This window comes from Rhizobium sp. LC145, assembly GCF_001005825.1.
GTDB lineage: Bacteria > Pseudomonadota > Alphaproteobacteria > Rhizobiales > Rhizobiaceae > Neorhizobium.
In genome coordinates, this window is sequence record NZ_LBHV01000004.1 from 105846 (window position 1) to 128847 (window position 23002).

A 23002-nucleotide genomic window follows, 5' to 3' on the forward strand; every position below is an offset into this window, starting at 1 on the left:
GTTGGGTTGGGAAAAGCAGGAAGAGGCAAGGCTTTGGTCATGGGCGCCTCTCCCGGTGCTCGCGCCGGCGAGCCTGTCCATCCCAGCGCCGGAACAGCGCGCTGGCGTTGACGCCTCCGAAGCCGAAGCCGTTGGAGATCGCATAGTCCATCTCCGTCGGCCGGGCCTGATTCGCGACGAAATCGATCCCGTCACCGGCCGGGTCGGGCTCGCTCAGATTGAGGGTTGGCGGCGCCACCTGGTCCCTGAGCGCCAGGATCGCGAAAATGGCGCCAAGTCCGCCGGCGGCACCGAGCAGGTGCCCGGTCGCCGACTTCGTACCGCTGACGGCTATGGAGGAGTCCGTGCCGAAAACTCGCTTGATCGCTTCAATCTCCCCTCGGTCGCCGACCGGCGTCGAGGTCGCGTGGGCATTGAGATGGCGAACCTCACGCGGCGAAATGCCGGCCTGGCGAATTGCGATCTCCATGGCTTGGCGCGCTCCGTCGCCGTCCTCGGGACCGGAGGTGAGATGATAAGCATCCGCTGTCGTTCCATAGCCGACGAGCTCGGCGAGCGGTTTCGCGCCGCGCGCAAGCGCATGGCTCAACGACTCGATGACCAGTATGCCGGCGCCTTCGCCCATGACGAAGCCATCCCGCGACGTATCGAAGGGTCGCGAGGCTTGAGCCGGCGTCTCATTGAAACCGGTGGAAAGGGAACGGGCGGCGGCAAAGCCGCCGAGACTGACGATGTTCATGCATGCTTCGGTTCCGCCGCACACGGCGATATCGGCTTCATCGGCGCGGATGAGACGAGCCGCGTCGCCGATCGCCTGGATGCCAGCCGCGCAGGCGGTCACCGGTGCACCGAGAGGGCCCTTGAAACCGTGGCGGATCGAGATGTGGCCTGCCGCGAGGTTTACGAGGAAGGACGGCACGGTGAACGGCGAAAGACGTCGGACGCCGCGCTGGTCAACCGTTCGCACCGCCTCGGTAATGGCAGGGAACCCTCCGATACCCGAAGCGATGATCGTTGCGGTGCGGCTACGATCCTTTTCCGAGGCCGGCTTCCATCCTGCCTGGGTTAGCGCCTCTTCGGCAGCTGCCAGAGCGAAGAGAATGAAGCGGTCCACCTTGCGCTGATCCTTCGGAGCCAGGACGGTATCCGGATCGAAGCCGGCCTCCGGGTCTTCCTCACGGGAGGGAACCATCCCGCCGACCTTCGCCGGCAGATCTCCCACCACGTCGTCGGGAAGCCTGCGGATGCCCGATCGACCGGCGAGCAGGCGCGACCAGGACGTCTCGACACCTGCGGCAAGGGGCGTGACCGCGCCCATGCCCGTAACAACAATCCGTCGCATTTTTTCTCCTATTCGGGCGCGCACCTGCGCTGCCCGCTCCGACGCTCGATCTTCGGTGGTGCCAGCCTTCAATCCGCGATGGATTGGCGGACTTGCTGGGCTCCCGCATCCAGAAAGGCCTGGGCGAGATCGGGATCGTTGACGACGCGCGACAGGATCAGCGCGCCGACCATGGTCGAGAGGACGGCCATGGCCTTGCCAGTGGTTTCCTCATCATCCGCCCCGTCGATCATGCGGCCGAGGGTTTCCAGGTATGCCTTGATCCCGGTTTCGAACGACGCTTTCACATCGCTGCTCTGTCTGGCGGCGTCCGAACCGAGCGCCGCAACCGGGCAGCCGTCCATCTTTTCTTCGCGATGATCCATGCTGAGGTAAAACGCGATCACGGCGCCAAGCGGATCATCGGGACTTGCCGCGATCGCTTCCGACCAGCGTCCGGAGACGCTCTCCAATGCTCGACTGGACGCCTGAGCCGCCAAATCCTCCTTTGACGCAAACTGCTTGTAGAAGGCGCCCTGGGTCAGTCCGGCACCCTTCATCAGGTCCTTGAGCCCAATGCCGTCAAAGCCGTGCTCGCGAAAAAGGCGGCTTGCCACAGTGATTACGGTTTGGCGGTTTTCTTCAGCCTGAACGCGACTTACCCGCATAATCGACCTCCGTTTTTAGATTGCATCCATAATCTATATCAGTTATAGCGTTCGAACGCAATCTATTTTTCCAAGAGGCATGGGCATGAAAAAGAAACCCCTCATAGTGCTGGGGAGCAGCCTGATCGCGATATCCGGGATAGCCGCGTTCGCCACGCTTTCCATTCGCACACACGAGGCCTCGGCCGTAAGCGACCCGAGGCAGGAGCCGCCGATCGTCAGGCTGGTGGCGGCGGCACGGGCGACCGAAACCGAGCGCCGCTTTACGGGCATCATCGGGGCGAGAGTGCAGAGCAATCTCGGTTTCCGTGTCGCCGGCAAGATCGTGGAACGGCTTGTGAATGTCGGCGAGCAGGTCAAAGCCGGTCAGCCGCTGATGCGGATCGACGAGACGGACCTTCGCCTTGCGCTCACGGCAAAGCGCAACGCTGTCGCTGCGGCGCGCGCCGCTCTGGTGCAGGCGAGTGCGGACGAAAAACGCTATGCTGCTCTGGTAAAGAACGGACTGGCTGCAACCCCGCAGCGTTACGAACAGGCGAAGGCCGCGCTGGATACCGCAACGGCGCAACTTGCCGCCGCGGAGGCAGAAGCAAGGGTCACGGAGAACGAGGCGACCTATTCCGTTCTGCTGGCGGATGCGGATGGAACGGTAATCGAAACGCTCGGCGAGCCAGGGCAGGTTATCTCCGCTGGTCAGCCCGTGGTTCGGCTTGCCCAGGCCGGTCCCCGAGAAGCCGTGATAGCGCTTCCCGAAACGATCCGGCCGGCGATCGGCTCGGTCGCCGAGGCCAGCGTATATGGAAGTGACGACCGCCGTTATAGCGCGCATCTCCGGCAGTTGTCGGACTCCGCCGATCCTCAGACCCGCACCTATGAAGCCCGCTATGTGCTCGACGGCGATGCCGCCGCGGCTCCGCTCGGAGCGACGGTCACGATCAGAGTTTCCAATAGCGGCGGCCAATCGCATGCGGTGGTGCCCGTCGGTGCTGTCCTGGATGACGGCATCCGAACTGGCGTCTGGGTCTTCGACGGGCAATCTTCGACCGTCCGCTTCAGACAAGTGCGAATAGAACAGATTGGTGAGGAAGTCGCGGTGGTCTCCAGCTTGAAGGCCGGCGAGCCGGTCGTCGCTCTTGGAGCCCATTTGCTGCAGGACGGTGCGAGCGTCAGAACCGAAGCGGAACAAGCAGAGGCGGCAAACTGATGAGCTTCAATCTTTCCGCGCTTGCGGTTCGCGAGCGAGCCGTCACCCTGTTCTTCATCGTCCTTCTGGCTGCCGCCGGCGTCTATGCGTTCGCCAAGCTCGGGCGCGCAGAGGACCCCTCCTTCACTATCAAGACCCTGACGGTCACGTCGGTGTGGCCAGGCGCGACGGCGCGCGAAATGCAGGATCTTGTCGCCGAGCCGCTCGAGAAGCGCCTTCAGGAGCTCACTTGGTATGATCGTGTCGAGACGACGACACGGCCGGGATACGCGTTTTTGACCGTCACGCTGAAGGACAGTACGCCGCCCACGGCTGTCGAAGAGGAATTCTACCAGGCCCGCAAGAAGCTTGGAGACGAGGCCCGGAACCTGCCGCAAGGCGTCCTCGGCCCGTTTGTCAACGACGAGTATTCCGATGTCAGCTTCGCTCTCTATGCGCTGAAGGCCAAGGGCATGCCGATGCGCGAGCTCGTGCGGCAGGCCGAGGTGATCCGCCAGGACCTTCTGCATGTGTCAGGCGTCAAGAAGATCAACATCCTCGGAGAGCGGCCTGAACAGATCTTCGTCGAATTCTCCTATGCCAAGCTGGCCACCCTTGGCATCTCGGCACAGGACGTCGCGGCCGCCTTGCAGCGGCAAAATACCGTCACGCCGGCAGGCTCGATCGACACGCGTGGCCCGCAGGTCTTCATCCGCTTCGATGGCGCCTATGACAGTATCCAGGCTATCGCCGATACCCCGATCGTCGCAGCCGGGCGCACGATGAAGCTCTCGGATTTTGCCGAAGTGCGGCGCGGTTACCAAGATCCGGCCACCTACCTCATCCGCCATGATGACGAACCCGCCATCATGCTTGGCGTGGTGATGCAACAGGGCTGGAACGGTCTGGAACTCGGCAAGGCGCTGGAAGACAGATCGGCTGCGATCGCTGAGACGCTGCCGCTGGGCATGACGCTCGCCAAGGTCAGCGATCAGGCCGTCAATATCGATGAGGCGGTCGGCGAATTCATGCTCAAGTTCGCCATGGCGCTTGGCGTCGTGCTGTTCGTGAGCCTGATCGCCCTAGGCTGGCGCGTCGGCATCGTTGTGGCGCTTGCCGTGCCGCTGACGCTCGCCGTCGTCTTCCTCATCATGCTGGAGACCGGCCGGTTCTTCGATCGTATCACGCTCGGCGCGTTGATCCTTGCGCTGGGCCTTCTCGTGGACGACGCCATCATCGCCATCGAGGTGATGGTGGTGAAGATGGAGGAAGGCATGGATCGCATCAAGGCGGCTGCCTATGCCTGGAGCCATACGGCAGCGCCCATGCTGTCCGGCACGCTCGTGACGATCATCGGCCTGATGCCGGTGGGCTTCGCCCGATCGACCGCCGGTGAATACGCCGGCAACATCTTCTGGGTCGTGGGTTTTGCCCTGATCGTATCCTGGATTGTTGCGGTGATCTTTACGCCCTATCTCGGCGTCAAGATGTTACCCGACGTCAAGCCGGTCGAGGGCGGACATCACGCCATCTATGACACCCCGAACTACCGCCGCCTGCGCTCGCTTATCGAGTTTGCCGTGCGCCACAAGTTCGTCACATGCGCGGTGGTCGGCATCGTCATGGCCGTTTCCGTCGTTGGGATGGGAAGCGTAAAACAGCAGTTCTTCCCGACCTCCGATCGTCCCGAAGTGCTGGTCGAAGTCCGTATGCCTGAAGGCACGAGTATCGAGACGACGACGGCCACGGTTGAGAAGCTCGAAGGATGGCTGCAGAAGCAGCCGGAGGCAAAGACCGTCACCAGCTATGTCGGCCAGGGCGCTCCGCGCTTCTTCTTCGCCATGGCCCCGGAACTGCCGGACCCATCCTTTGCAAAGATCGTCGTGTTGACACCGGACGCCGAGGCCCGCGAGGCGTTGAAGCACCGGCTCCGGACGGCTATCTCGGACGGACTCGCTCCTGAAGCCTATGTCCGTGTTACGCAGCTCGTGTTCGGACCGTACACGCCGTTTCCGGTCGAGTTTCGGATCATGGGGCCTGATCCTGAGCAACTGTACCAGATCTCCGAGAAGGCCCTGGACATCATGAAGGGCGTGCCGGATGTGCGCCAGGCAAACCGCGATTGGGGCAACCGTACGCCCGTGCTGCGCTTTGTTCCCGATCAGGATCGGCTCAGCCTGATCGGTCTTTCGCCGGCGGAGGCAGCCCAGCAGATGCAGTTGCTGCTAAGCGGCATCCCCGTTACGCAGGTTCGCGAAAACATCCGCAACGTGCCTGTCATCGCACGCAGCGCCGGCGAAAACCGGCTCGATCCATCGAAACTAGCAGATTTCTCGCTGATGAGCCGAGATGGGCGGCAGGTTCCGCTCGATCAGATCGGTCATTCCGAGATCCGATTTGAGGAACCGATCCTGAAGCGTCGCGATCGAACGCCGGTCATCACGGTTCGATCCGATATCAACGAGGCCACGCAGCCTCCGGAGGTTTCACAGCAGGTGATGAAGGCTCTTCAGCCGCTGATCGCCTCGCTCCCCGTCGGATACCGTATCGAGATGGGCGGAAACATAGAGGAATCCCTCAAGGCCAACACAGCGCTCGTCCAGATATTCCCGGCCATGATTGCCGCCATGCTGATCGTCATCATCCTTCAGGTCCGTAGCCTGTCGACGATGACCATGGTCATGCTGACCGCGCCCCTCGGGCTTGCCGGGGTGGTTCCGGCGTTGCTGCTTTTCAATCAGCCCTTCGGCTTCAATGCCATTCTCGGGTTGATAGGACTGGCTGGAATCCTGATGCGCAATACATTGATCCTGACCGAACAGATCAAGGAGAACCAGGCAGCCGGTCTCGACGATTATCACGCCGTCATAGAGGCGACGGTGCAGCGGACGCGCCCGGTTATATTGACTGCACTTGCAGCCGTCCTTGCCTTCATTCCCCTCACTCATTCGGTGTTCTGGGGATCGATGGCCTATACGCTGATCGGCGGCACGGCGGTCGGCACCGTGATGATCCTGCTCTTCCTGCCCGCGCTCTATGCCGCATGGTTCCGCATCAAGCCGACAGAAAACGAGAGCCACGGGGATTTCCCAAAGGAACTGGAGTTACCAACTGCAATGGCTGCTGAGTAGGGCTCGGTTGTCGGACCCACATTCGAGAAAGGACATTCCATGAAGATCGGAATCATCGGAGCCGGGAACATCGGCGCGACTTTGGCGAGAAAACTTGCCGCCAGCGGCCATGAGGTCAAACTCGCCAATTCGAAGGGGCCGGACAGCATTCGCGATCTTGCCCGCGACGTAGGAGCCACCGCTGTTTCTAAGGAGGACGCCGTGCGGAGCGTGGAGGCGATCATTCTTTCGATCCCGTTCGCGAACTATCCCGATCTTGCCGGGCTCTTCAAGGACGTGCCGACCGACGTCGTCGTGATCGACACCTCCAACTATTACCCGTTCCGCGACGGTGCGATCGCCGAGGTCGACGGAGGCAGGCCTGAAAGCACCTGGGTGAGCGAGCAGATTGGGCGACCCGTCGTCAAAGCATGGAATGCTGTGCTGGCGGAGACGCTGGCCGAGAGAGGACAACCGAATGGGACATCCGGACGGATCGCCATTCCGGTCGCGGGCGACGATCCGAAGGCAAAGGCTACCGCCATGGAACTGGTGGAAGCCACGGGCTTTGACGCACACGACTCTGGAAGTCTCGGTGATTCCTGGCGTCAGCAGCCCGGCACCCCTGCCTATTGCACGGAACTGACGAGGAGCGAGCTGAGATCGGCGCTGCAATCAGCGGATCAATCCCGCGCGGCCGGCAATCGCGAAGCTCTCATCAGGGAATTCGCAGCGGCCGGTGGCAAGCTGACCCACGACGAAATCGTTGCCCGCAACCGGGCCGTGACTGCGTGATTATGGAGCCTTAAGGATAGACGAAAACCACGCCTCCGATAGCCGTCATGCAGTCCGTAGCCGATCCGGCTGCATACGCTTAGCTCTATGACGGCAAGGAAACGGCCTTCCGCCGCTGTTGCAGCATCTCCCCTTAGAGAGGCGGTGTCGGTCCTTGCCAGAAGGGCTTGGAGATCTCGTCTTCGAACTGCCGTCTCGTGAGCCCGATATCGTCCATCAAGTGGGGATCGTCCTTCAGTTTCTGCTCGAGCTCAAAGCGGAAGCGCATCCGCGCGCCCCAGGTGGCGATGATGTTTCGCAGACCCGCAAGGCTATGGCGCCGGCTCGGCGCTTCAGCCTGCTCAGCGTGGGGAATATCGTTCATGGCAACCTCCATAGGGTGTGAGGGTCCGGTGACCCTCGAAAGAGGTTGAATTCTGCGGGATGCGGAGAGCGCCGTAATTAAGCCCTCCCGAATAGTTCCAAAAACTTCCAAACGGGCTATCTTGCAGGCTTGCAAGGCTTGGCGCAGGGTTTGCCCTATCGCAAACCAACTATCCTCTGCCTAGGCACAGAGATTTCATTATCAAGGCTATCAAGAAATGACCGCCGCCTCAGCTCCCTTTCTCGGCCTTCCCGATCACCTCGCCGACAGCCGCATCCCCCATGCTGTGATCTTCGGAGCCGGTCACGGCAGCACCTATCGAGGCAAGGACAGCAGCGGACATGCCCTGGCCGCCGATGCAATCCGCGCTGCGAGCCAGGAGGATGCCGCACTCGTCGAGCACTGGGATTTCGATCTCGGTGGCCCGCTGTTTGACGGCAAGCCGGTCTCCTGCATAGATGCCGGCGATATCCCGACCACCATGCATGACAATGCCGGCAACCGTGCCCGGATCGAGGCGAAGACGCGCAAGATCTTAGCGTTGCCGGCAGCGCCGATCCTGCTCGGCGGCGACTGTTCCGTGACGATTCCCTTCCTCGCCGGCTTTGCGGATCATGGTCCGATTTGGATACTGCAGATCGACGCCCATATCGACTGGCGCGACGAGGTGAATGACGAACGCTACGGCTATTCGAGCCCGATGCGCCGGGCGAGCGAGATGCCGCATATCGCCGGCATCGTGCAGGCCGGCCTCCGCAGCGTCGGTAGTGCCCGCTTCACCGACATCGAAGCAGCGCGGGATTATGGCAGCAGCTTCGTGACCGCCCGCGAGGTTCACTCTAAAGGCATCGAAGCCGCGCTCCGGTATATCCCGGAAGGAGCGCGCGTTGTTGTCACTCTTGATTGCGACAGTATCGATCCTGGTATCATGCCGGGCGTGGCGGCACGCGCCCCTGGCGGCCTCACTTATACGCAGGTGATCGACTTGATCGCAGGCCTCGGCAAGCGGGCCAAGATCGCAGGATTCGACCTTGTTGAACTTTATCCTCCCGCCGACATTGACGGCCTATCGGCCCTGACGGCCGCGCGCCTTCTCGTCAATGTCATCGGCACCATCGTCCGGCAGGCTTGAAGACCCGGCGTCCTCTCGCGCAGGATGCGCCAGACAAGGTTCCATCCGAGCCTTAAAGGTTCTAAAGATGCGCCCATGCAGGGATCGCGCTTCGCCTTTGGTCCGTTCGTACTTGATCCGGATGCGGGAACACTGCTCTGGAACGATGATCCCGTGGCCCTCGGCTATCGCGGGGTGAAGCTGCTCGCGGCGCTGGTCGGCCGGCCCGGCGAGATCCTGAGCAAGGCGGAATTGATGGATGCGGCGTGGCCCGGCATGGCCGTGGAGGAAGGCAACCTCACCGTCCAGATCGCACAGATCAGGAAGCTGCTCGGCCCAGCCGGCGACGCCGCCAATGGGGGCGGTGAATGGATTTCCACGGTGCCGCGCGTCGGCTACCGCTTTCTCGGCACCGTCGAACGGCTCGGCGGAGGCAAGCGAAATCCCCTGCCCCTGCCCGACAAGCCATCGATCGCCGTGCTGCCTTTTGTGAATATCAGCAACGATCCCGAACAGGAAGCCTTTGCGGACGGGCTGACCGAAGACCTGATAACCGATCTCTCCAGGAATTCCGGCCTGTTCGTCATCGCGCGCAATTCCTCCTTTGCCTACAGGGGAAAGGCGATGGACGTGCGCGCTATCGCCGAGGAGCTTGGCGTGCGCTACCTGCTCACGGGAAGCGCAAGACGCGCCGTGGGCCGTGTGCGCATCAATGCGCAACTGGTCGACGCGGCAAGCGGCGATCACCTATGGGCGGAACGCTTCGATCACGGCCTGGACGATATCTTTGCGGTGCAGGACGAGGTGACGGCCAGGATCGTGGAGGCGCTCACCGGCAGGCTCAGCGCTCCGCCGCCGCGCAATCGGCCCAAGAACCTCGAGGCTTACGATCTCTGCGTGCGGGCGCGCAGGCTGATGGACGACACGCCGCAGATGGCGCGGGAAGCGCATCTGATGCTGACGCGCGCGGTTTCGCTCGATCCGGACTATGCCGAGGCCTATCGCTGGCTTGCCATGAACCACTGGATGGGCTGGGTGCATTCCGGCGGCCCGACGGAAGCCGATCGGGACATAGCGCTGGAACTGGCCCGCAAGGCCGTGACGCTCGATCCCGACAGCGCCGGCTCGCGCTGGATCCTCGCCTATCTGCTCGCCTATGAGCGCAGCTTTGCCGAGGCGGATGCGGAGTTCGAAAAGGCGCTCGCGCTCGATCCCAACGAGGCCGACACGTTTGCGGCCCTATCCGACATCGCGATCCTGGCCGGGCGGATAGAGGAGGGACAGGAGCATATCGCCAAAGCGTTCCGGCTGAACCCGTTTCCGGCAAGCTGGTACTATCTGGCGCTCGGCCAGGCGCAATATGCGGCTGGCCGATACGAAGAGGCTGTCGAGACGCTGCGCCGGGACGAAACCTATCGGACAAGCTCCCGCCGCTTCCTGGCGGCGAGCCTCGCCCAGCTTGGCCGGCTCGACGAGGCGCGCGTGGAGGCGGAACTCTTCCTCGTCGGCAACCCGGATTTCACGATCCGCCATTGGGCGGCGACGGAGCCGTTCCGCGACGCCGCGACGCTTCAGCATTTCATCGACGGCTTCCGCAAGGCGGGTCTGCCGGAGTGAGGCGCCCTATTCCTCAAGTCGCTCCGTATTGTCCCGATCGTGCTCGTATCGCCGCTTGAGCGGAAACGGTGGCAGCCAGGTTTCGCGACGGACGGTCCAGAGTTCGTAGGTCGGCGTAAATTGGTTCGGAGCATCGAGCGACCCGAGGTTCATCTCGATTTCGTCTCCTCCGCTGCGGGCGAAAACGGTCGAGCCGCAGCGAGGACAGAAATGCCGCCCGGCATAGTCGCGCGTTTCGCCCTCGATTGTCACCGCGTCCTCAGGGAATATCGCGGAGGCGTGGAAAAGGGCCCCGTGATGCTTGCGGCAGTCGAGACAATGACAAATGCCGACCCGGTATGGGCGGCCCTCCGCCGCAAATCGGACATTGCCGCACAGGCAGCCGCCGGTGAAACGATCCATGCTGTGTCTCCTCCTCCAATATCCAAGCTATGGATATGGCTACAACGTGCAGCGCCGTCATTGCAATTGACCGGAGGACGGAAGGGAAACTCGGGATGGCTGCAGCGCCGGCGCGGCTTACCAAAATTTAACGGAATGGACATGCAACCGTAGTCTCGGGAAGCGCATTGTTTGCCCGTATTCAGGCAAGGCCACCCAAGCCGCGCCTGAAGAGCAAAAGGAACAGGACCATGTGGACCAATACGCGCAAGCTCGTCACCACCGGTCTGGTCGCCTTGACAATTGCGGGCACCACAATTGCCACCGCCTCCCAGGCTGAAGCTCACAACAATTTCGGACGCGGCCTTGCCGCCGGTATCGCGGGCACCATCGTCGGCGGCGCGCTTATCGCCGGAGCTGCCCGCCCCGCCTATGCCGGCCCGGTTTATGAGGCACCTATCTACGAACCGGTCTACCGGGCTTATCCCGCCTGCCGCGTCATCTGGCGTCAGAATGCCTGGGGTGACATGTATCGCGCACGCGTCTGCGACTGATGTTCTATGCCTTGGAAAGCCGGGCGTCGAACCCGGCTTTTCCAATCGAAATGCCTGACCGGTGTATCAGTCGTTGATGGCAATGATCTTCACCGCCATATGCTTTTCGTCCTTTCCGACCTCGGAGAACCACACCTCGCCATCACCGATCATCACGCCCTGCCAGTTGGCAAACAGCGTCGGATAGGTCTGCTTGGCGATGGAAGCCTTCACCTTCGCGGTGACCACCTTGTCGTAGTCGGCAACGAAATGCCTGGCATCCTTGATCTTGACGGCTTTGCCGGCGATGCGCGCCTGGAAGGGATAATCCACCATGTTCGCCACGGTCTCCTTATCGTCGGAGGCGACCGCCTTCTGCAGCTTGGCGAGGAAATCCGCATAGGGCTTGTGATCGCCAAACAGGCTGTCGAGCGATTTGTCCGTATCGGCCGCGGTCTGCGCCATCGCCGGTGCCGACAGCGCCAGGACGCCGGCAAACGCCAGGATCAATGTCTTGTTCATATCGCTACTCCTCGGGTCGAACTCGAAATCGCGTGATTCGGAATGGTAGTGCTGCGGCCGATTTTCCAACCGGCAACATGCCGCTTTGGTTAACGATTTAGACGAAAGCGGTCGCGCTACGGTGACGGGATTGGGTCACTGGCTGTTGCCGAAATATTTCCGTCGCAGGTTTTCCAGCGCGCCCGCCTCCTGCAACGCGAGGATCTGCAGCGTGACCTCGTGGCTGAGCGTGTCACCGTGCCTGAAGCCGAAACCGTATTTGTCGGGGTGGAAGATCGGCCCGACGACGGAGAGCGGTGACGCGGAATGGGTGTGCGCATAATATTCCAGCACCGGCGCATCCCCGATGAGAGCGGAGGAACGGCCGGAGACAAGGCCCGCCACCGCCCCGTCGATATCGGAATATGCGTCCGTCGCAAGCCGCAGCTCGTTCGAATAGCTCTCCGCTACGCTGCCGCCGAGCACGCCCACGGTCTTTCCCGGCAGGTCGGCAAGGGAATTGACCTGATGCGTCAGCGTCAGCGCCGTCATGACGCTGGTGACGGATGAGGTGAGATAGGCGATGACGGCCACGCCGCAGACCATCCAGATCCCGCCCGAAACCCTTCCCAACCAGCCGAGCGCATTGGGGCGCGTGACCTTGCCGGAGGTGGCGACCGACATGACCTCGTAGAAGCTCTCGGCAAGGCCCTCATGCCAGGTTTGCGGGAAGGTCTTGTCGATGCGCCGGTAAAACAGGGCGAGAACGAGCGTGGCGACCACGACGATGAAGGCGAGCCAGGCCATGGCGCGCAGATGGCCGGCGCGCTCCAGCCCGCCGATGACCTGCCAGAACCCCGCATCTTCGCTATCCGCCACCATGATGCGCAAACCGGCATCATACCAGGGCTGGGAAAACGTGATGCGCTCGACCCGCCCCCTGGTGATCGTCAGGTTGGAAACGGCGACATCGGCCTCGCCGCGCTCCGTCGCGGCGATAAGCGCCTCGAAACTCGGATAGTCGCGATAGCTGTAGACGAGGTTCAGCGGCCTTGCCGTCGCCTCCCAAAGCTCGATCGCCATTCCGGAATAGTGTTCCCCATCTTTCATCACGAAAGGCGGGCTCACATAAACCCCGACCGCCAGGGGCCGCGGCGGTGCTGACTGGCTCTGAGCCTGCGCGGGGCGGAAATAGAAGGATGCGGCAATGAATAGGAGAATCAAAATCGATATGCGGCAATATTTCATCGGCCCGTTCCCAATCCCTCTTTTCTCCGGCTTGGCGTTCCTTGCGAGCGCCGACCGCAAGCGGTCTCCCATCCCGATTTAAGACGGCTGCCGATATTGTCGATACGCGCTGAGCATGAACATTGCTGCAGGTAGTGGGCGGCTTCTCCAGGGAACGACCTTCCCCAAGGCGCGTTGGCCTTCGAAAACCCATCGGAGGATGCCATGAACGAGGACAAGAAGGCCCGCGAAGCCGTCGAAAGCGGCAAACCGCTGAAGCCGGCCAAGGAGCCGGCCGGTCCGCATGCCAAGGAACACCTGATTGACCGCGACAAGACGCCCGGTTCCGGCTCGCTGCCGGAGCCCGGCGGCCGGGAGGCGGATGTCGGGCCGGATTGATATAAGGTCTGTCCGGAAGCCCTCCCCCGCTGCGACGCCATGGCGCTTGCCCGGATCGCTCCGGCGGACTACACCCGCAGGGACGATCCGGAAGGCGGCCAGAAGCTCTCATGGCAGGCGAAACCATCACACTCTACGAAGCGATCGGCGGCGATCAGACCGTCCGCGCATTGGTGAAGCGTTTCTACGAACTCATGGACACGCTTCCGGAAGCCGCCCGCTGCCGCGCCATCCACCCGCCGAGCCTCGAAGGCAGCGAAGCGAAACTCTACGATTATCTCACCGGCTATCTCGGCGGGCCTCCGGTCTATGTCGAAAAATACGGACATCCACGTTTGCGATCGCGCCACTTCATGGCCGAGATCGGCCCCGCCGAACGGGACGAATGGATGCTCTGCTTCCGCCGCGCCATGGAAGAGACGATCGAAAACCCAAAGCTGCGCGACATCATCTGGCCGCCGATCGAGCGCCTCGCCTTCCACATGCAGAACCGGGAATAGGCCAATGGAAAGACTCGACAATCTCAGGCCGTTGATTCTGTTTGTGAGCGGGCTCATGGGCGCTGCGGGCGTGGCTCTGGCGGCTGCGGCGAGCCACGGCGGCGACAGGACATTTCTCGGTTCGGCCTCGACCATGTGCCTCGCCCACGCGCCGGTCCTGCTGGGGCTCTATCTCGGCCACAAGGCATTCCGGACCGCGACGCCGGCCGCACTGGTGCTCGGGCTCGGAACGATCATCTTCGCCGGCGACCTGGTGGCGCGGCATTTCCTCGGCGAACGGCTATTCCCCTTGGCCGCGCCGATCGGCGGGTTGGGCATGATGCTCGGCTGGCTGCTCGTGGCGGCGGGGGCAGTTTTCGGGCGCAGAGAGATTTAAGCCCCCTCTGGCCTGCCGGCCATCTCCCCCACAAGGGGGGGAGAAGACTTGTGGCAAGGCATTGCCTCATCCGTGGCCCCTTTCCCTGTGCGATCGCATATGGGACGTGACGCAGTCCGGCATCCCTGACCCTCCCCCTTGTGGGGAGGGTGGCCGGCAGGCGGGAGGGGTTTCCAAGACCGATGCAGACGGGACTTTGCCTACCGCCTGAACGCCAGCACCCGCCCCGCTTGGTCGGGCGGCACATCGGAGTAATGCGATTTCACACCGGCGGGAAAGGCAACGACATTGGTCATGTCGGCCTGCGTCTCGGCGCGTCGCATCAGCAGTTCGTAAAGTTCGGGCACCAGCCCGTCGCCGTTCTGCTGGGCCAGCTTGTGCAGCCCGATGAACAGGCCGGCGTCAGGACGTTCTTCGTTCATCATTGCGTTCCTTCATGGTCTGAAGCGCCCGCTCCAGACTGGATTTCGAGCCGTTGCGCAGCGGAATGAAGGTCTTGCCGAACTTCTTGCAGCCCGTCTTGACCCTCAGACACGCATCGTGGCTGATACAGTCGATGGGGCAGAAGACGCAGTCGACCGAAGGCAGGACGGTATCGATGCGCGAGACCGCTTCCCGCAAGCCGCCGTCGTGGTGGATGAGTTCCGCGCCGTAGGTGCTGGCGATTTCCCGGAGATGCGCCACCTGGCAGTCGCGCCCGCCGACATAGAGAAAACTGCGAATATCCACCGCGTTGCCGGCAGGGCTTTTTTGGCTTTCCGCCGGGCCGCCATTGCCGTTCTTCCGCTTCTGCTTCTTCGCCATGAGGTCCCCATCTGGCAGTCGATTCCGTTTGGATGAGCGGCACCATAGTAAAGTTGATTTTCAGAGTAAAGATTAAAGTGGACTCTTTTTATCATGAATTTTCCGGCGCTCGCTGTGCCCGTTTCGTGCCAAAAATTTACCGTTTGATAAATTTTTAGCCTGTGTTACGCTCTGCCCAATAGTTGTCCATGAATCCACAATAAGGGAACAGAAGATGGAACGACTGGGAAGCGGCTCCGCGCCGGGCATCGAGGCTGGGCGCCTTACGCCGGCGGAGTATGAGACGAATTTCGCCGATCTTCATCCGCGCCTCGACAGGCACGAAGCGCTGGTCGCGGCCGACCGCTGTTATTTCTGTTACGACGCGCCGTGCATGACGGCCTGTCCCACCACGATCGATATCCCGATGTTCATCCGGCAGATATCGACGGGAAATCCGCTTGGCTCGGCGAAAACCATCTTCGATCAGAACATACTGGGCGGCATGTGCGCCCGCGTCTGTCCCACCGAAACGCTCTGCGAAGAGGCCTGTGTGCGCAACACGGCCGAGGACCGGCCGGTCGAGATCGGCAGGCTGCAGCGCTATGCGACGGACATCGCCATGGAGGCCGGCAGGCAGTTCTACACCCGCCCTGCCCCGACCGGTAAGACGGTGGCGGTGGTCGGCGCTGGCCCCGCAGGCCTTGCCGCAGCCCACAGGCTCGCCATGCACGGCCATTCCGTGGTGATCCTGGATGCCCGCGAGAAGGCAGGCGGCCTCAACGAATACGGCATCGCCACCTACAAGGCGGTGGACGAGTTCGCGAGCCGCGAGGTGGAATACGTCACCGCCATCGGCGGCATCGAGATCCGAAACGGCCAAGCGCTCGGCCGCGATTTCTCGCTCTCCGATCTAACTGCGCAATATGATGCGGTCTTCCTTGCCATGGGACTTGCCGGCGTCAACGGCCTCGGCATCGAGGGCGAGGATCTTGCCGGCGTGGACGATGCGGTGGATTTCATCGCGGCACTCCGCCAGGCCAAGGACAAGGCGACCGTACCGATCGGCCGTCGCATCGTCGTGCTCGGCGGCGGCATGACCGCCATCGACGCGGCAATCCAGGCAAAACTGCTCGGCGCCGAGGAAGTGACCATCTGCTATCGCCGCGGCAAGGAGCACATGAACGCCTCGGGCTACGAGCAGGATCTGGCCACCGCCAACGGCGTCATCATCCGCCACTGGCTGGCGCCGAAGCGCATTCTCGGCAAGGACGGCAGCGTCGCCGGCATCGAGGTCGAATATACCGCGATGCGTGACGGCAAGCTCGTCCCCACCGACGAGACGGGGGTGATCGCCGCCGATCAGATCATGAAGGCGATCGGTCAGAGCTTCCTCGCCTCCGGGCTCGGAGCACTTGCCATGGAACGTGGCAGAATAGCGGTGGATGCGGAAAGCCGCACCTCGGTCGAGCGCGTCTGGGCCGGCGGAGATTGCGTCGGCGTCGGCGAAGACCTCACCGTCTCGGCAGTCGCACAAGGCCGCGACGCTGCCGAAAGCATCAACCGCGTGCTCGCAGCCGGCATCCAGCCGGCTACGGCCGTAGCCTGAGCGGGAGGACGAACCATGGCTGATATCCGCAACAATTTCGTCGGCATAAAGTCTCCGAACCCCTTCTGGCTCGCCTCCGCGCCGCCGACCGACAAGGCCTATAACGTGGAGCGCGCCTTCAAGGCAGGCTGGGGCGGCGTCGTCTGGAAGACGCTCGGTGAGGAAGGCCCGCCGGTCGTCAACGTCAACGGCCCGCGCTACGGCGCGATCTGGGGCGCAGACCGCCGGCTTCTCGGCCTCAACAATATCGAACTCATCACCGACCGCGACCTCTACACCAATCTTCGCGAAATGAAGCAGGTGAAGAAGAACTGGCCGGACCGGGCGATCATCGCTTCGATCATGGTGCCCTGCACCGAGGAGGCCTGGAAGGCGATCCTGCCGCTGGTGGAAGAGACCGAGGTGGACGGCATCGAGCTGAATTTCGGCTGTCCGCACGGCATGTCCGAGCGCGGCATGGGCGCCGCCGTCGGCCAGGTGCCGGAATATATCGAGATGGTGGTGCGCTGGTGCAAGCAATATACCCGCATGCCAGTGATCACCAAGCTGACGCCGAACGTCACCGACATCCGCAAGCCGGCCCGCGCCGCGAAAGCCGGCGGCACTGACGCCGTCAGCCTGATCAACACGATCAACTCGATCGTCTCCGTCGATCTCGACAATTTCGCGCCGAATCCTACCGTCGGCGGCAAGGGTTCGCATGGCGGCTATTGCGGCCCGGCGGTGAAGCCGATCGCGCTCAACATGGTGGCCGAGATCGCCCGCGATCCCGAGACATACGGCCTGCCCATCTCCGGCATCGGCGGCATCACCACCTGGCGGGATGCGGCTGAATTCCTGGCACTCGGCGCCGGCAACGTGCAGGTCTGCACCGCGGCCATGACCTACGGCTTCAAGATCGTGCAGGAGATGATTACCGGCCTATCCGACTGGATGGACGCCAAGGGGCACCAATCGCTGGACGATATTATCGGTCGCGCCGTGCCTAACGTCACCGACTGGCAGTATCTCAACCTCAACTACATCGCCAAGGCGCATATCGATCAGGATGCCTGCATCAAATGCGGCCGCTGTCACATCGCCTGCGAGGACACTTCGCACCAGGCGATCACGCAATTCGTCGACGGTGTCCGCCATTTCGAGGTGATGGAAGAGGAATGCGTCGGCTGCAATCTCTGCGTCAACGTCTGTCCCGTCGAGAACTGCATCACCATGGAAGCGCTTCCGGCGGGCGAACTCGACAAGCGCACCGGCAAGGTGGTCGATCCCGTCTATGCCAACTGGACGACCCATCCGAACAATCCGATGGCCCGGCAGGCCGCGGAGTAGCTTGCCCTGGTTCCTGATGGGTGTAATATGTTTTGTATTACCTCGGAGATGAACCATGGCAAGTTTGATGAGTTTCCGAATTGACGAGCACTTGAAGGATCAGTTCGCGGAAGCGGCCCAGACCAGGCATCTCACTCAGAGCGAAGCGATCCGCGAGGCGTTGACGCTATACGTTCGCCGGGTTCGGAACGAACAGCTGCGGGATGCGGCAACCCGAATTAGACGGCATGAGGAAGAAGAGGCCGACGTGATGCGCTGGCTCTCATCGATGAGCGAGCCGATCGATGAAGATTGAGCGCGGTCGAATTTATCTGATGGCCGAGCGTGGTGACTATACGGGCAAGCCGAGACCGGTCGTGGTAATGCAAAACCCGAACGTTCAGTTGGAAAGCGTGATTGTCGTTCCCCTCACCTCTTACGATGCCGATGGTTCACCGATCCGCGTGGAGATCGAGCCGACCTTGGAGAACGGCTTGCAGAAGCGATCTTTCGCCATGTGCGACAAGATTACGACGCTTCCGAAAGCAAAACTCGGCATTTCCATCGGGACTATGGATATCGGGAGGCTGTCGGAGATAAAGCAGGTTATCGTTGACTTGGTGGATGAAGGCGAGGCGCTGGACGAAACCGCTTGATAAGGCTTCTCCAACACTTCACGCACCGAACGATCGCCGATACGCGCTCGGGCTGGTCCCCAACTGTTTGCGGAAGTGATGCCGCATCGTCGCCGGCGTGCCGAAGCCGCTGGCAACGGCAATATCCTCAAGCGAGGTCTCGTCATTCTCCAGCAATCCGCGCGCATGCCGAAGGCGCTCCTTCAGGAGCCACGCGCCGACGCTTACGCCCGTCGTCTGCTCGAACCGCCGCTGGAACGTGCGCATGCTCATGCCCGCCTTCTTGGCGAGCACGCTGATGGGCTGCTCGGCATCGAGGTTCTGGCGCATCCATTCGAGCAGCGGCCCCAGCCGCACGCCCTCGCGCTCGACGGGAACGGGCGCATGGATGAATTGCGCCTGCCCGCCTTCCCGGTGCGGCGGCAGCACGAGACGCCGGGCGACGCTGTTGGCGGCCTCCGCGCCGAAATCGCCGCGAACCACATGCAGGCAGAGATCGATGCCCGCGGCACTTCCCGCAGCGGTCAGGATGCTGCCCTCGTCCATGTAGAGAACGCTCACATCGAAGGCGATGTCCGAATAGCGCTCCGCGAGCGAGGCGACATAGCGCCAATGCGTCGTCGCCCTGCGATTGCGAAGAAGGCCGGAAGCGGCAAGCACCGCGGCGCCCGAACACAGCGACATGATGCGCGCTCCGCGCTCATGGGCGGACCGCAAGGCTGCGATCAGGGTCTCGGGAACCTCCGCGTCGATCGCCCGCCAGCCCGGAACGATGATCAGATCCGCTTCGGCCATCGCTTCAAGCCCATGATCGACCAGAACGCTGAGCCCGCCCGCGGCCCTCAACGGGCCCGGTTCGATGCCGCAGACGGAATAGCGATACCAGCCCCCTCCCATTTCCGGACGCGGCAGGCCGAAGACTTCGTAGGCGATGCCGAACTCGAAGGTGCAGAGCCCGTCATAGGCGAGCACCGCTACACGGGGGCCGGAAAGAATTGAAGCTTTTGGCATGATCTTTACGATAATCGTCATTACGGCCAATTTCGCTTCGAACTAACATGAGGCACGGTCACGGGCAACATCAAACCGGAAAGGAAACACCGATGCCGAGCCCCGTCGCCGAGATATTCGCCTCCCCCGAAGCCGTTGCCGAACATTACGCAAGAAAGCTCGCCTTCGAGACGGATTGTTGGGACGTTCACGCATCCCTGCAGGCCGGCCATTCGGATTTCGTGCTCCTCGACGTCCGTTCGCCGGCGCTGTTTGCAGCCTCTCACATTCCGGGGGCCCTCAACCTGCCGCACGGGAAGATGACTGCGCACCGCATGTCGGAATGGCCGGCCGATACGCTCTTCATCGTTTATTGCGCAGGCCCTCATTGCAACGGCACCGACAAGGCGGCCCTGCGGCTCGCACGTCTCGGCCTGTCGGTGAAGGTCATGATCGGCGGCATGACCGGCTGGGCCGACGAAGGCTTCGCCTTCGAAAGCGCAGCCGTTGCCGCCGAATGACGATCTCCGCTCCCGCCGGCCAAACGGCGGGAGCGGTTGTCTACCCTCAGAACTCGATCACGATCTTGCCGAAGGCGCCGCGATCGAGATGCGCGAAGGCCTCACGCGCCTCCTCGAAGCGATAGCGCCTGTCGATCACCGGCTTGAGCCCGATCGCATCGACGGCACGAACAAAATCTTCCAGTGCCCGACGATGCCCGACGGAGATTCCCTGAACCGTGGGAGACTTGAGAATGAGCGGCACCGTCGGAGCGGAGATTTCGAGCCCTTCCAGCACGCCGATCACCGATATCCGCCCGCCGACGGCAACAGCGTCCAGCGAATGCGCAAACGCCGGACCGCCGGCGATTTCGAGAATATGGTCGGCGCCGTGATCGCCCGTCAGGTCGAGGACGCGCTCCACCCAGCCCTCGCGGGGAAGAAGATGATCCGCATCCAGCTTGCGGGCGCGCTCCAGCTTCTCGGCGCTCGACGAGGTGATGAAGACTTCAGCACCATGCGCCTTGGCGATCTGCAGGCCGAACAGCGCGACGCCTCCAGTGCCCTGGACCACGACCCTGTCGCCAGCCTTCAGCTTGCCTTGTTCGATCAGGGCAAACCATGCCGTCAGGCCGGCGCAGGGCAACGTGCTCGCCTCGGCCGCGTCAAGCGAGCTGGGCGCGGCGACGAACCAATCCTGCGGAAACGTGACATATTCCGAAAGCACGCCGGGATAATAGCCGCCCAGTGATTTATAGGGTGGATTGCGGGCGTCGCCTATCTCTTTGCCCGCGATACGTCCCGGCGAAAAGGTGGAAATGACCCGATCCCCCGGCTTGAAACGGGTGACGCCCGGCCCCACGGCCTCCCCCACACCCGCCAGGTCCGAGGCCGGCACGAACGGAAATGTCAGCGGCAGGCCCATGCCTGTTTCCAGCATGAGCTTGTCACGGTAGTTCAGCGATACGGCTTGCGCCCGCACCAGGATTTCGCCGCTCGAAGGTTCGGCAATTTCCGCCTCCCGGATGCGGAAATCTTCCGGCCCGACCGCTGCGATACTCCATTGTCTTGCTGTTCTCATCTTGTCGCTCCTTGAGAGAAAATCGATGAGGGCAGCATATCGTTGAACATCAGTCCGCAGTTGCGATATGATTTCTCCAGTTTGGTTCCTCATTGGATACAACATGGAACAGTTGAAGGGCATTTCTGTCTTCGTGGAAACGGTCGAGGCAGGTGGCTTCTCCGCCGCCGCCAAGAAGCTGAACCTGACGCGTTCGGCGGTCGGCAAGACGATCGCCCGGCTGGAGGAACGGCTTGGGGTGCGGCTCTTCCACCGCACCACGCGCAGCCAGAGCCTGACGGAGGAGGGCCGCTTCTTCTATGAGCGCTGCCTGCGCGCGGTGGAGGAGATCCGGCTTGGCGAGGCCCTGCTGGAATCCGGCCGGCGCGAGGTACGCGGCAGACTGCGCATCACCATGCCGGTGCTCTTCGGTCGCCATTGCGCTGCCCCCGCCCTCACGCCGCTCCTCGACGAGCATCCCGGTCTCGAACTCGATCTCTCCTTCAACGACCGCATTGTCGATCTCCTCGAGGATGGTTTCGATCTCGCCATTCGCAACGGACCATTGAAGGACAATCCGGACCTGACGGCACGCGTGATCGCCCGTCAACGCATGACCGTCTGCGCCTCACCCGCCTACTTGGAAAAGCACGGCATTCCGCAAACCCTGAAAGATCTGGCCAGTCACGAAGCGATCGTCTACCGGCGCGGCAACCAGGACAGGCCATGGATTTTTCCAACCGAAGACGGTTCGCCGCGCGAGATATTTCCAAGTACCCGGCTGCGCCTCGATGATCTCGCATCGATTGCCGATGCTGCTGTCGAGGGTCGCGGGCTCGCCTGGCTGACATGCTGGCTAGCTCGGGATCGGGTTGCTTCCGGCGAATTGGTGCGCGTGCTCACGGACATTCCCGCGACAGTTTTCGAAGCTTACGCCGTATGGCCGAAATCCCCGGTCATCTTGCCGAAGGTGCGGCTGGCGATCGATACGCTCGCAAGGGAATTGCCGCCCCTCATGGAGTGAGGCGGACTAACTTGCTTTCTCTTCCGGCTCGCTCAGGAGCTCCAGCATGGCCTGCAAGGCGCGCGTGACGTGCCGCTCCGCGTGATAAAGCGCCGAGAACTCGCGGGACGGCATGGGGAAATCCGCCACATGCAACTTGCCGGCCAGCGAATGGAACTGGGTCGCGCGGCTGGAAAGAACCGTGGCGCTGAGGCCCGCCTCCACCGCGGCGATCGCCGCCTCGTTGGAAGGCATTTCCAGAACCACCGAAAGCTCGGAGGGATCGATGCCCAGCATCGAAAGCTCCGCCTCGAAGGCGGCGCGCGTGCCGGAGCCCTTTTCGCGCATGATCCAGCTCGTTTCGGCGAGGTCGCCGGAGGCAATCCGGCGGCCGTCCGCCCAGGGGTGACGATCGCCGACCACCAGCACCAGCCGATCCTCCGCCACCTTGCGGCGCTTGAGCCCCGCCAGAAACACCTCGCCCTCCACCACGGCAAGTTCGGCCTCGCCCGACAGAACGGCCTGCGCCGCGCTCTGGGTATTACCGACGGTAAGCCGCACGTCCACGCGCGGAAACCGCTCGTGATAGGTGACGAGGCGTGAGGGCAGCCAATAGCTCGCGACCGTCTGGCTGGCATAGACCCTCAAAAGCCCGGAGGCCGAGCCGCCGAGATCGGCCAGCAGGCCCTCGGCCGCACGCGCACGCTCCAGGATGGCTTTGGCTTCTGGTACGAAGAGCTTGCCCGTTTCCGTCAGCTCGATCCTCCGCCCGATCCGGTCGAAGAGGGTCACCGCATGGCGCACCTCCAGCGCCGAAATCGCCGCGCTGACCGCCGATTGCGTGAGATTGAGGGCCTGCGCCGCCTTGGTGACATGTTGGCGATCCGCGACTTCCAAGAAAATGCGCAATTGCTCCAGCGTCATGCAACACCTCAATCGTTCGTTAGAATCGAACAATATCAGAAAACATATGAATTGGATTTATCGTTCTGAAAAATGGAGGATGATTTTCGACAGATCAAGCATTT

At 62.4% G+C, this 23002-nt stretch carries 26 protein-coding genes; 15 read left to right on the forward strand and 11 right to left on the reverse strand.

All coding sequences use genetic code 11. The features are described 5' to 3' along the window. Positions 1-37: 37 nt before the first annotated feature. Positions 38-1342 (reverse strand): beta-ketoacyl-ACP synthase II, encoded by a 1305-nt coding sequence (fabF, locus tag YH62_RS12000; protein ID WP_046794464.1) that lies wholly within the window; start codon positions 1340-1342, stop codon positions 38-40. A 68-nt stretch (positions 1343-1410) separates the two neighbouring features. Then, entirely contained in the window at positions 1411-1989 is a 579-nt protein-coding gene (locus YH62_RS12005) for a TetR/AcrR family transcriptional regulator (protein WP_046794465.1), read from the reverse strand. Between the two features lie 85 nt (positions 1990-2074). Between YH62_RS12005 and YH62_RS12010 the strand changes: the two genes are divergently transcribed. From YH62_RS12010 to YH62_RS12020, 3 genes are read left to right on the forward strand one after another with little or no spacing between them, the layout of a single operon-like run. Next, positions 2075-3193, forward strand: a complete 1119-nt coding sequence (locus tag YH62_RS12010; RefSeq protein ID WP_046795057.1) for an efflux RND transporter periplasmic adaptor subunit — start codon at positions 2075-2077, stop codon at positions 3191-3193. Continuing rightward, entirely contained in the window at positions 3193-6303 is a 3111-nt protein-coding gene (locus YH62_RS12015; RefSeq protein ID WP_046794466.1) for an efflux RND transporter permease subunit, read from the forward strand. The genes YH62_RS12010 and YH62_RS12015 overlap by 1 nt, the downstream gene beginning before the upstream one ends. A gap of 39 nt (positions 6304-6342) precedes the next feature. After that, a complete protein-coding gene (locus YH62_RS12020; RefSeq protein ID WP_046794467.1) occupies positions 6343-7077 on the forward strand; it encodes an NAD(P)-binding domain-containing protein in 735 nt (244 codons plus the stop codon). 133 nt (positions 7078-7210) lie between these two features. Here YH62_RS12020 and YH62_RS12025 read toward each other — a convergent pair whose 3' ends face one another. Continuing rightward, the gene (locus YH62_RS12025; protein WP_046794468.1) at positions 7211-7441 is read right to left on the reverse strand and encodes a DUF1127 domain-containing protein; all 231 of its coding nucleotides are present in this window, start codon (positions 7439-7441) and stop codon (positions 7211-7213) included. 217 nt (positions 7442-7658) lie between these two features. On the opposite strand from YH62_RS12025, the gene YH62_RS12030 reads away from it, so the two are divergent. Beyond that, positions 7659-8573 carry an agmatinase gene (locus tag YH62_RS12030; protein ID WP_046794469.1) on the forward strand — a complete coding sequence of 305 codons (915 nt, stop codon included), beginning with the start codon at positions 7659-7661 and terminating at the stop codon, positions 8571-8573. A gap of 75 nt (positions 8574-8648) precedes the next feature. After that, positions 8649-10169: a winged helix-turn-helix domain-containing tetratricopeptide repeat protein gene (locus tag YH62_RS12035; protein WP_046794470.1), complete on the forward strand. Its 1521-nt coding sequence runs from the start codon at positions 8649-8651 to the stop codon at positions 10167-10169. Between the two features lie 6 nt (positions 10170-10175). Here the strand turns inward: YH62_RS12035 and YH62_RS12040 are convergent, their stop codons facing one another. Then, on the reverse strand, positions 10176-10571 hold the full coding sequence (locus YH62_RS12040; RefSeq protein WP_046794471.1) for a GFA family protein: 396 nt from the start codon (positions 10569-10571) through the stop codon (positions 10176-10178). A 230-nt stretch (positions 10572-10801) separates the two neighbouring features. Here YH62_RS12040 and YH62_RS12045 point away from each other — a divergent pair, with 230 nt between their 5' ends. Beyond that, complete coding sequence (locus YH62_RS12045) at positions 10802-11104, forward strand: hypothetical protein (protein WP_046794472.1); 303 nt, start codon at positions 10802-10804, stop codon at positions 11102-11104. Positions 11105-11170: 66 nt separating this feature from the next. Here YH62_RS12045 and YH62_RS12050 read toward each other — a convergent pair whose 3' ends face one another. Both YH62_RS12050 and YH62_RS12055 read right to left on the reverse strand, forming a co-directional pair. After that, the gene (locus tag YH62_RS12050) at positions 11171-11605 is read right to left on the reverse strand and encodes a hypothetical protein (RefSeq protein WP_046794473.1); all 435 of its coding nucleotides are present in this window, start codon (positions 11603-11605) and stop codon (positions 11171-11173) included. Between the two features lie 135 nt (positions 11606-11740). Further along, positions 11741-12832 (reverse strand): transporter substrate-binding domain-containing protein, encoded by a 1092-nt coding sequence (locus YH62_RS12055; RefSeq protein WP_046794474.1) that lies wholly within the window; start codon positions 12830-12832, stop codon positions 11741-11743. 204 nt (positions 12833-13036) lie between these two features. Here YH62_RS12055 and YH62_RS30490 point away from each other — a divergent pair, with 204 nt between their 5' ends. The 3 genes from YH62_RS30490 to YH62_RS12065 all read left to right on the forward strand — a co-directional run bounded on the left by YH62_RS30490 (position 13037) and on the right by YH62_RS12065 (position 14086). Continuing rightward, a complete protein-coding gene (locus YH62_RS30490; protein ID WP_170986365.1) occupies positions 13037-13210 on the forward strand; it encodes a hypothetical protein in 174 nt (57 codons plus the stop codon). A 110-nt stretch (positions 13211-13320) separates the two neighbouring features. Continuing rightward, the gene (locus YH62_RS12060; protein ID WP_046794475.1) at positions 13321-13710 is read left to right on the forward strand and encodes a group II truncated hemoglobin; all 390 of its coding nucleotides are present in this window, start codon (positions 13321-13323) and stop codon (positions 13708-13710) included. Positions 13711-13714: 4 nt separating this feature from the next. Then, a complete protein-coding gene (locus YH62_RS12065; protein ID WP_046794476.1) occupies positions 13715-14086 on the forward strand; it encodes a DUF423 domain-containing protein in 372 nt (123 codons plus the stop codon). A gap of 200 nt (positions 14087-14286) precedes the next feature. Here the strand turns inward: YH62_RS12065 and YH62_RS12070 are convergent, their stop codons facing one another. Then, on the reverse strand, positions 14287-14508 hold the full coding sequence (locus YH62_RS12070) for a hypothetical protein (protein WP_046794477.1): 222 nt from the start codon (positions 14506-14508) through the stop codon (positions 14287-14289). Then, entirely contained in the window at positions 14489-14890 is a 402-nt protein-coding gene (locus tag YH62_RS12075) for a DUF2325 domain-containing protein (protein WP_046794478.1), read from the reverse strand. The genes YH62_RS12070 and YH62_RS12075 overlap by 20 nt, the downstream gene beginning before the upstream one ends. 214 nt (positions 14891-15104) lie before the next feature. On the opposite strand from YH62_RS12075, the gene YH62_RS12080 reads away from it, so the two are divergent. The 4 genes from YH62_RS12080 to YH62_RS12095 are packed head-to-tail and all read left to right on the forward strand — an operon-like array spanning position 15105 to position 18442. Next, the gene (locus YH62_RS12080) at positions 15105-16478 is read left to right on the forward strand and encodes an NAD(P)-dependent oxidoreductase (RefSeq protein ID WP_046794479.1); all 1374 of its coding nucleotides are present in this window, start codon (positions 15105-15107) and stop codon (positions 16476-16478) included. A gap of 15 nt (positions 16479-16493) precedes the next feature. Further along, entirely contained in the window at positions 16494-17807 is a 1314-nt protein-coding gene (gene preA, locus YH62_RS12085) for an NAD-dependent dihydropyrimidine dehydrogenase subunit PreA (protein WP_046794480.1), read from the forward strand. Positions 17808-17862: 55 nt separating this feature from the next. Continuing rightward, positions 17863-18102 (forward strand): ribbon-helix-helix protein, CopG family, encoded by a 240-nt coding sequence (locus YH62_RS12090; protein ID WP_046794481.1) that lies wholly within the window; start codon positions 17863-17865, stop codon positions 18100-18102. After that, positions 18092-18442, forward strand: coding sequence for a type II toxin-antitoxin system PemK/MazF family toxin (locus YH62_RS12095; RefSeq protein WP_082118331.1), 351 nt, complete (start codon positions 18092-18094; stop codon positions 18440-18442). Before YH62_RS12090 ends, YH62_RS12095 begins: the two co-directional genes overlap by 11 nt. A gap of 18 nt (positions 18443-18460) precedes the next feature. On the opposite strand, the gene ftrA is transcribed toward YH62_RS12095, so the two are convergent. Beyond that, positions 18461-19453 (reverse strand): transcriptional regulator FtrA, encoded by a 993-nt coding sequence (gene ftrA / locus YH62_RS12100; RefSeq protein ID WP_046794482.1) that lies wholly within the window; start codon positions 19451-19453, stop codon positions 18461-18463. A 71-nt stretch (positions 19454-19524) separates the two neighbouring features. Here ftrA and YH62_RS12105 point away from each other — a divergent pair, with 71 nt between their 5' ends. After that, a complete protein-coding gene (locus tag YH62_RS12105; protein ID WP_046794483.1) occupies positions 19525-19932 on the forward strand; it encodes a rhodanese-like domain-containing protein in 408 nt (135 codons plus the stop codon). Positions 19933-19978: 46 nt separating this feature from the next. On the opposite strand, the gene YH62_RS12110 is transcribed toward YH62_RS12105, so the two are convergent. Next, complete coding sequence (locus YH62_RS12110) at positions 19979-20992, reverse strand: NAD(P)-dependent alcohol dehydrogenase (RefSeq protein ID WP_046794484.1); 1014 nt, start codon at positions 20990-20992, stop codon at positions 19979-19981. A gap of 103 nt (positions 20993-21095) precedes the next feature. Here YH62_RS12110 and YH62_RS12115 point away from each other — a divergent pair, with 103 nt between their 5' ends. Then, positions 21096-21995, forward strand: coding sequence for a LysR family transcriptional regulator (locus YH62_RS12115; protein WP_046794485.1), 900 nt, complete (start codon positions 21096-21098; stop codon positions 21993-21995). Between the two features lie 6 nt (positions 21996-22001). On the opposite strand, the gene YH62_RS12120 is transcribed toward YH62_RS12115, so the two are convergent. Further along, positions 22002-22898 carry a LysR family transcriptional regulator gene (locus YH62_RS12120; protein ID WP_046794486.1) on the reverse strand — a complete coding sequence of 299 codons (897 nt, stop codon included), beginning with the start codon at positions 22896-22898 and terminating at the stop codon, positions 22002-22004. Positions 22899-23002 lie beyond the last annotated feature (104 nt).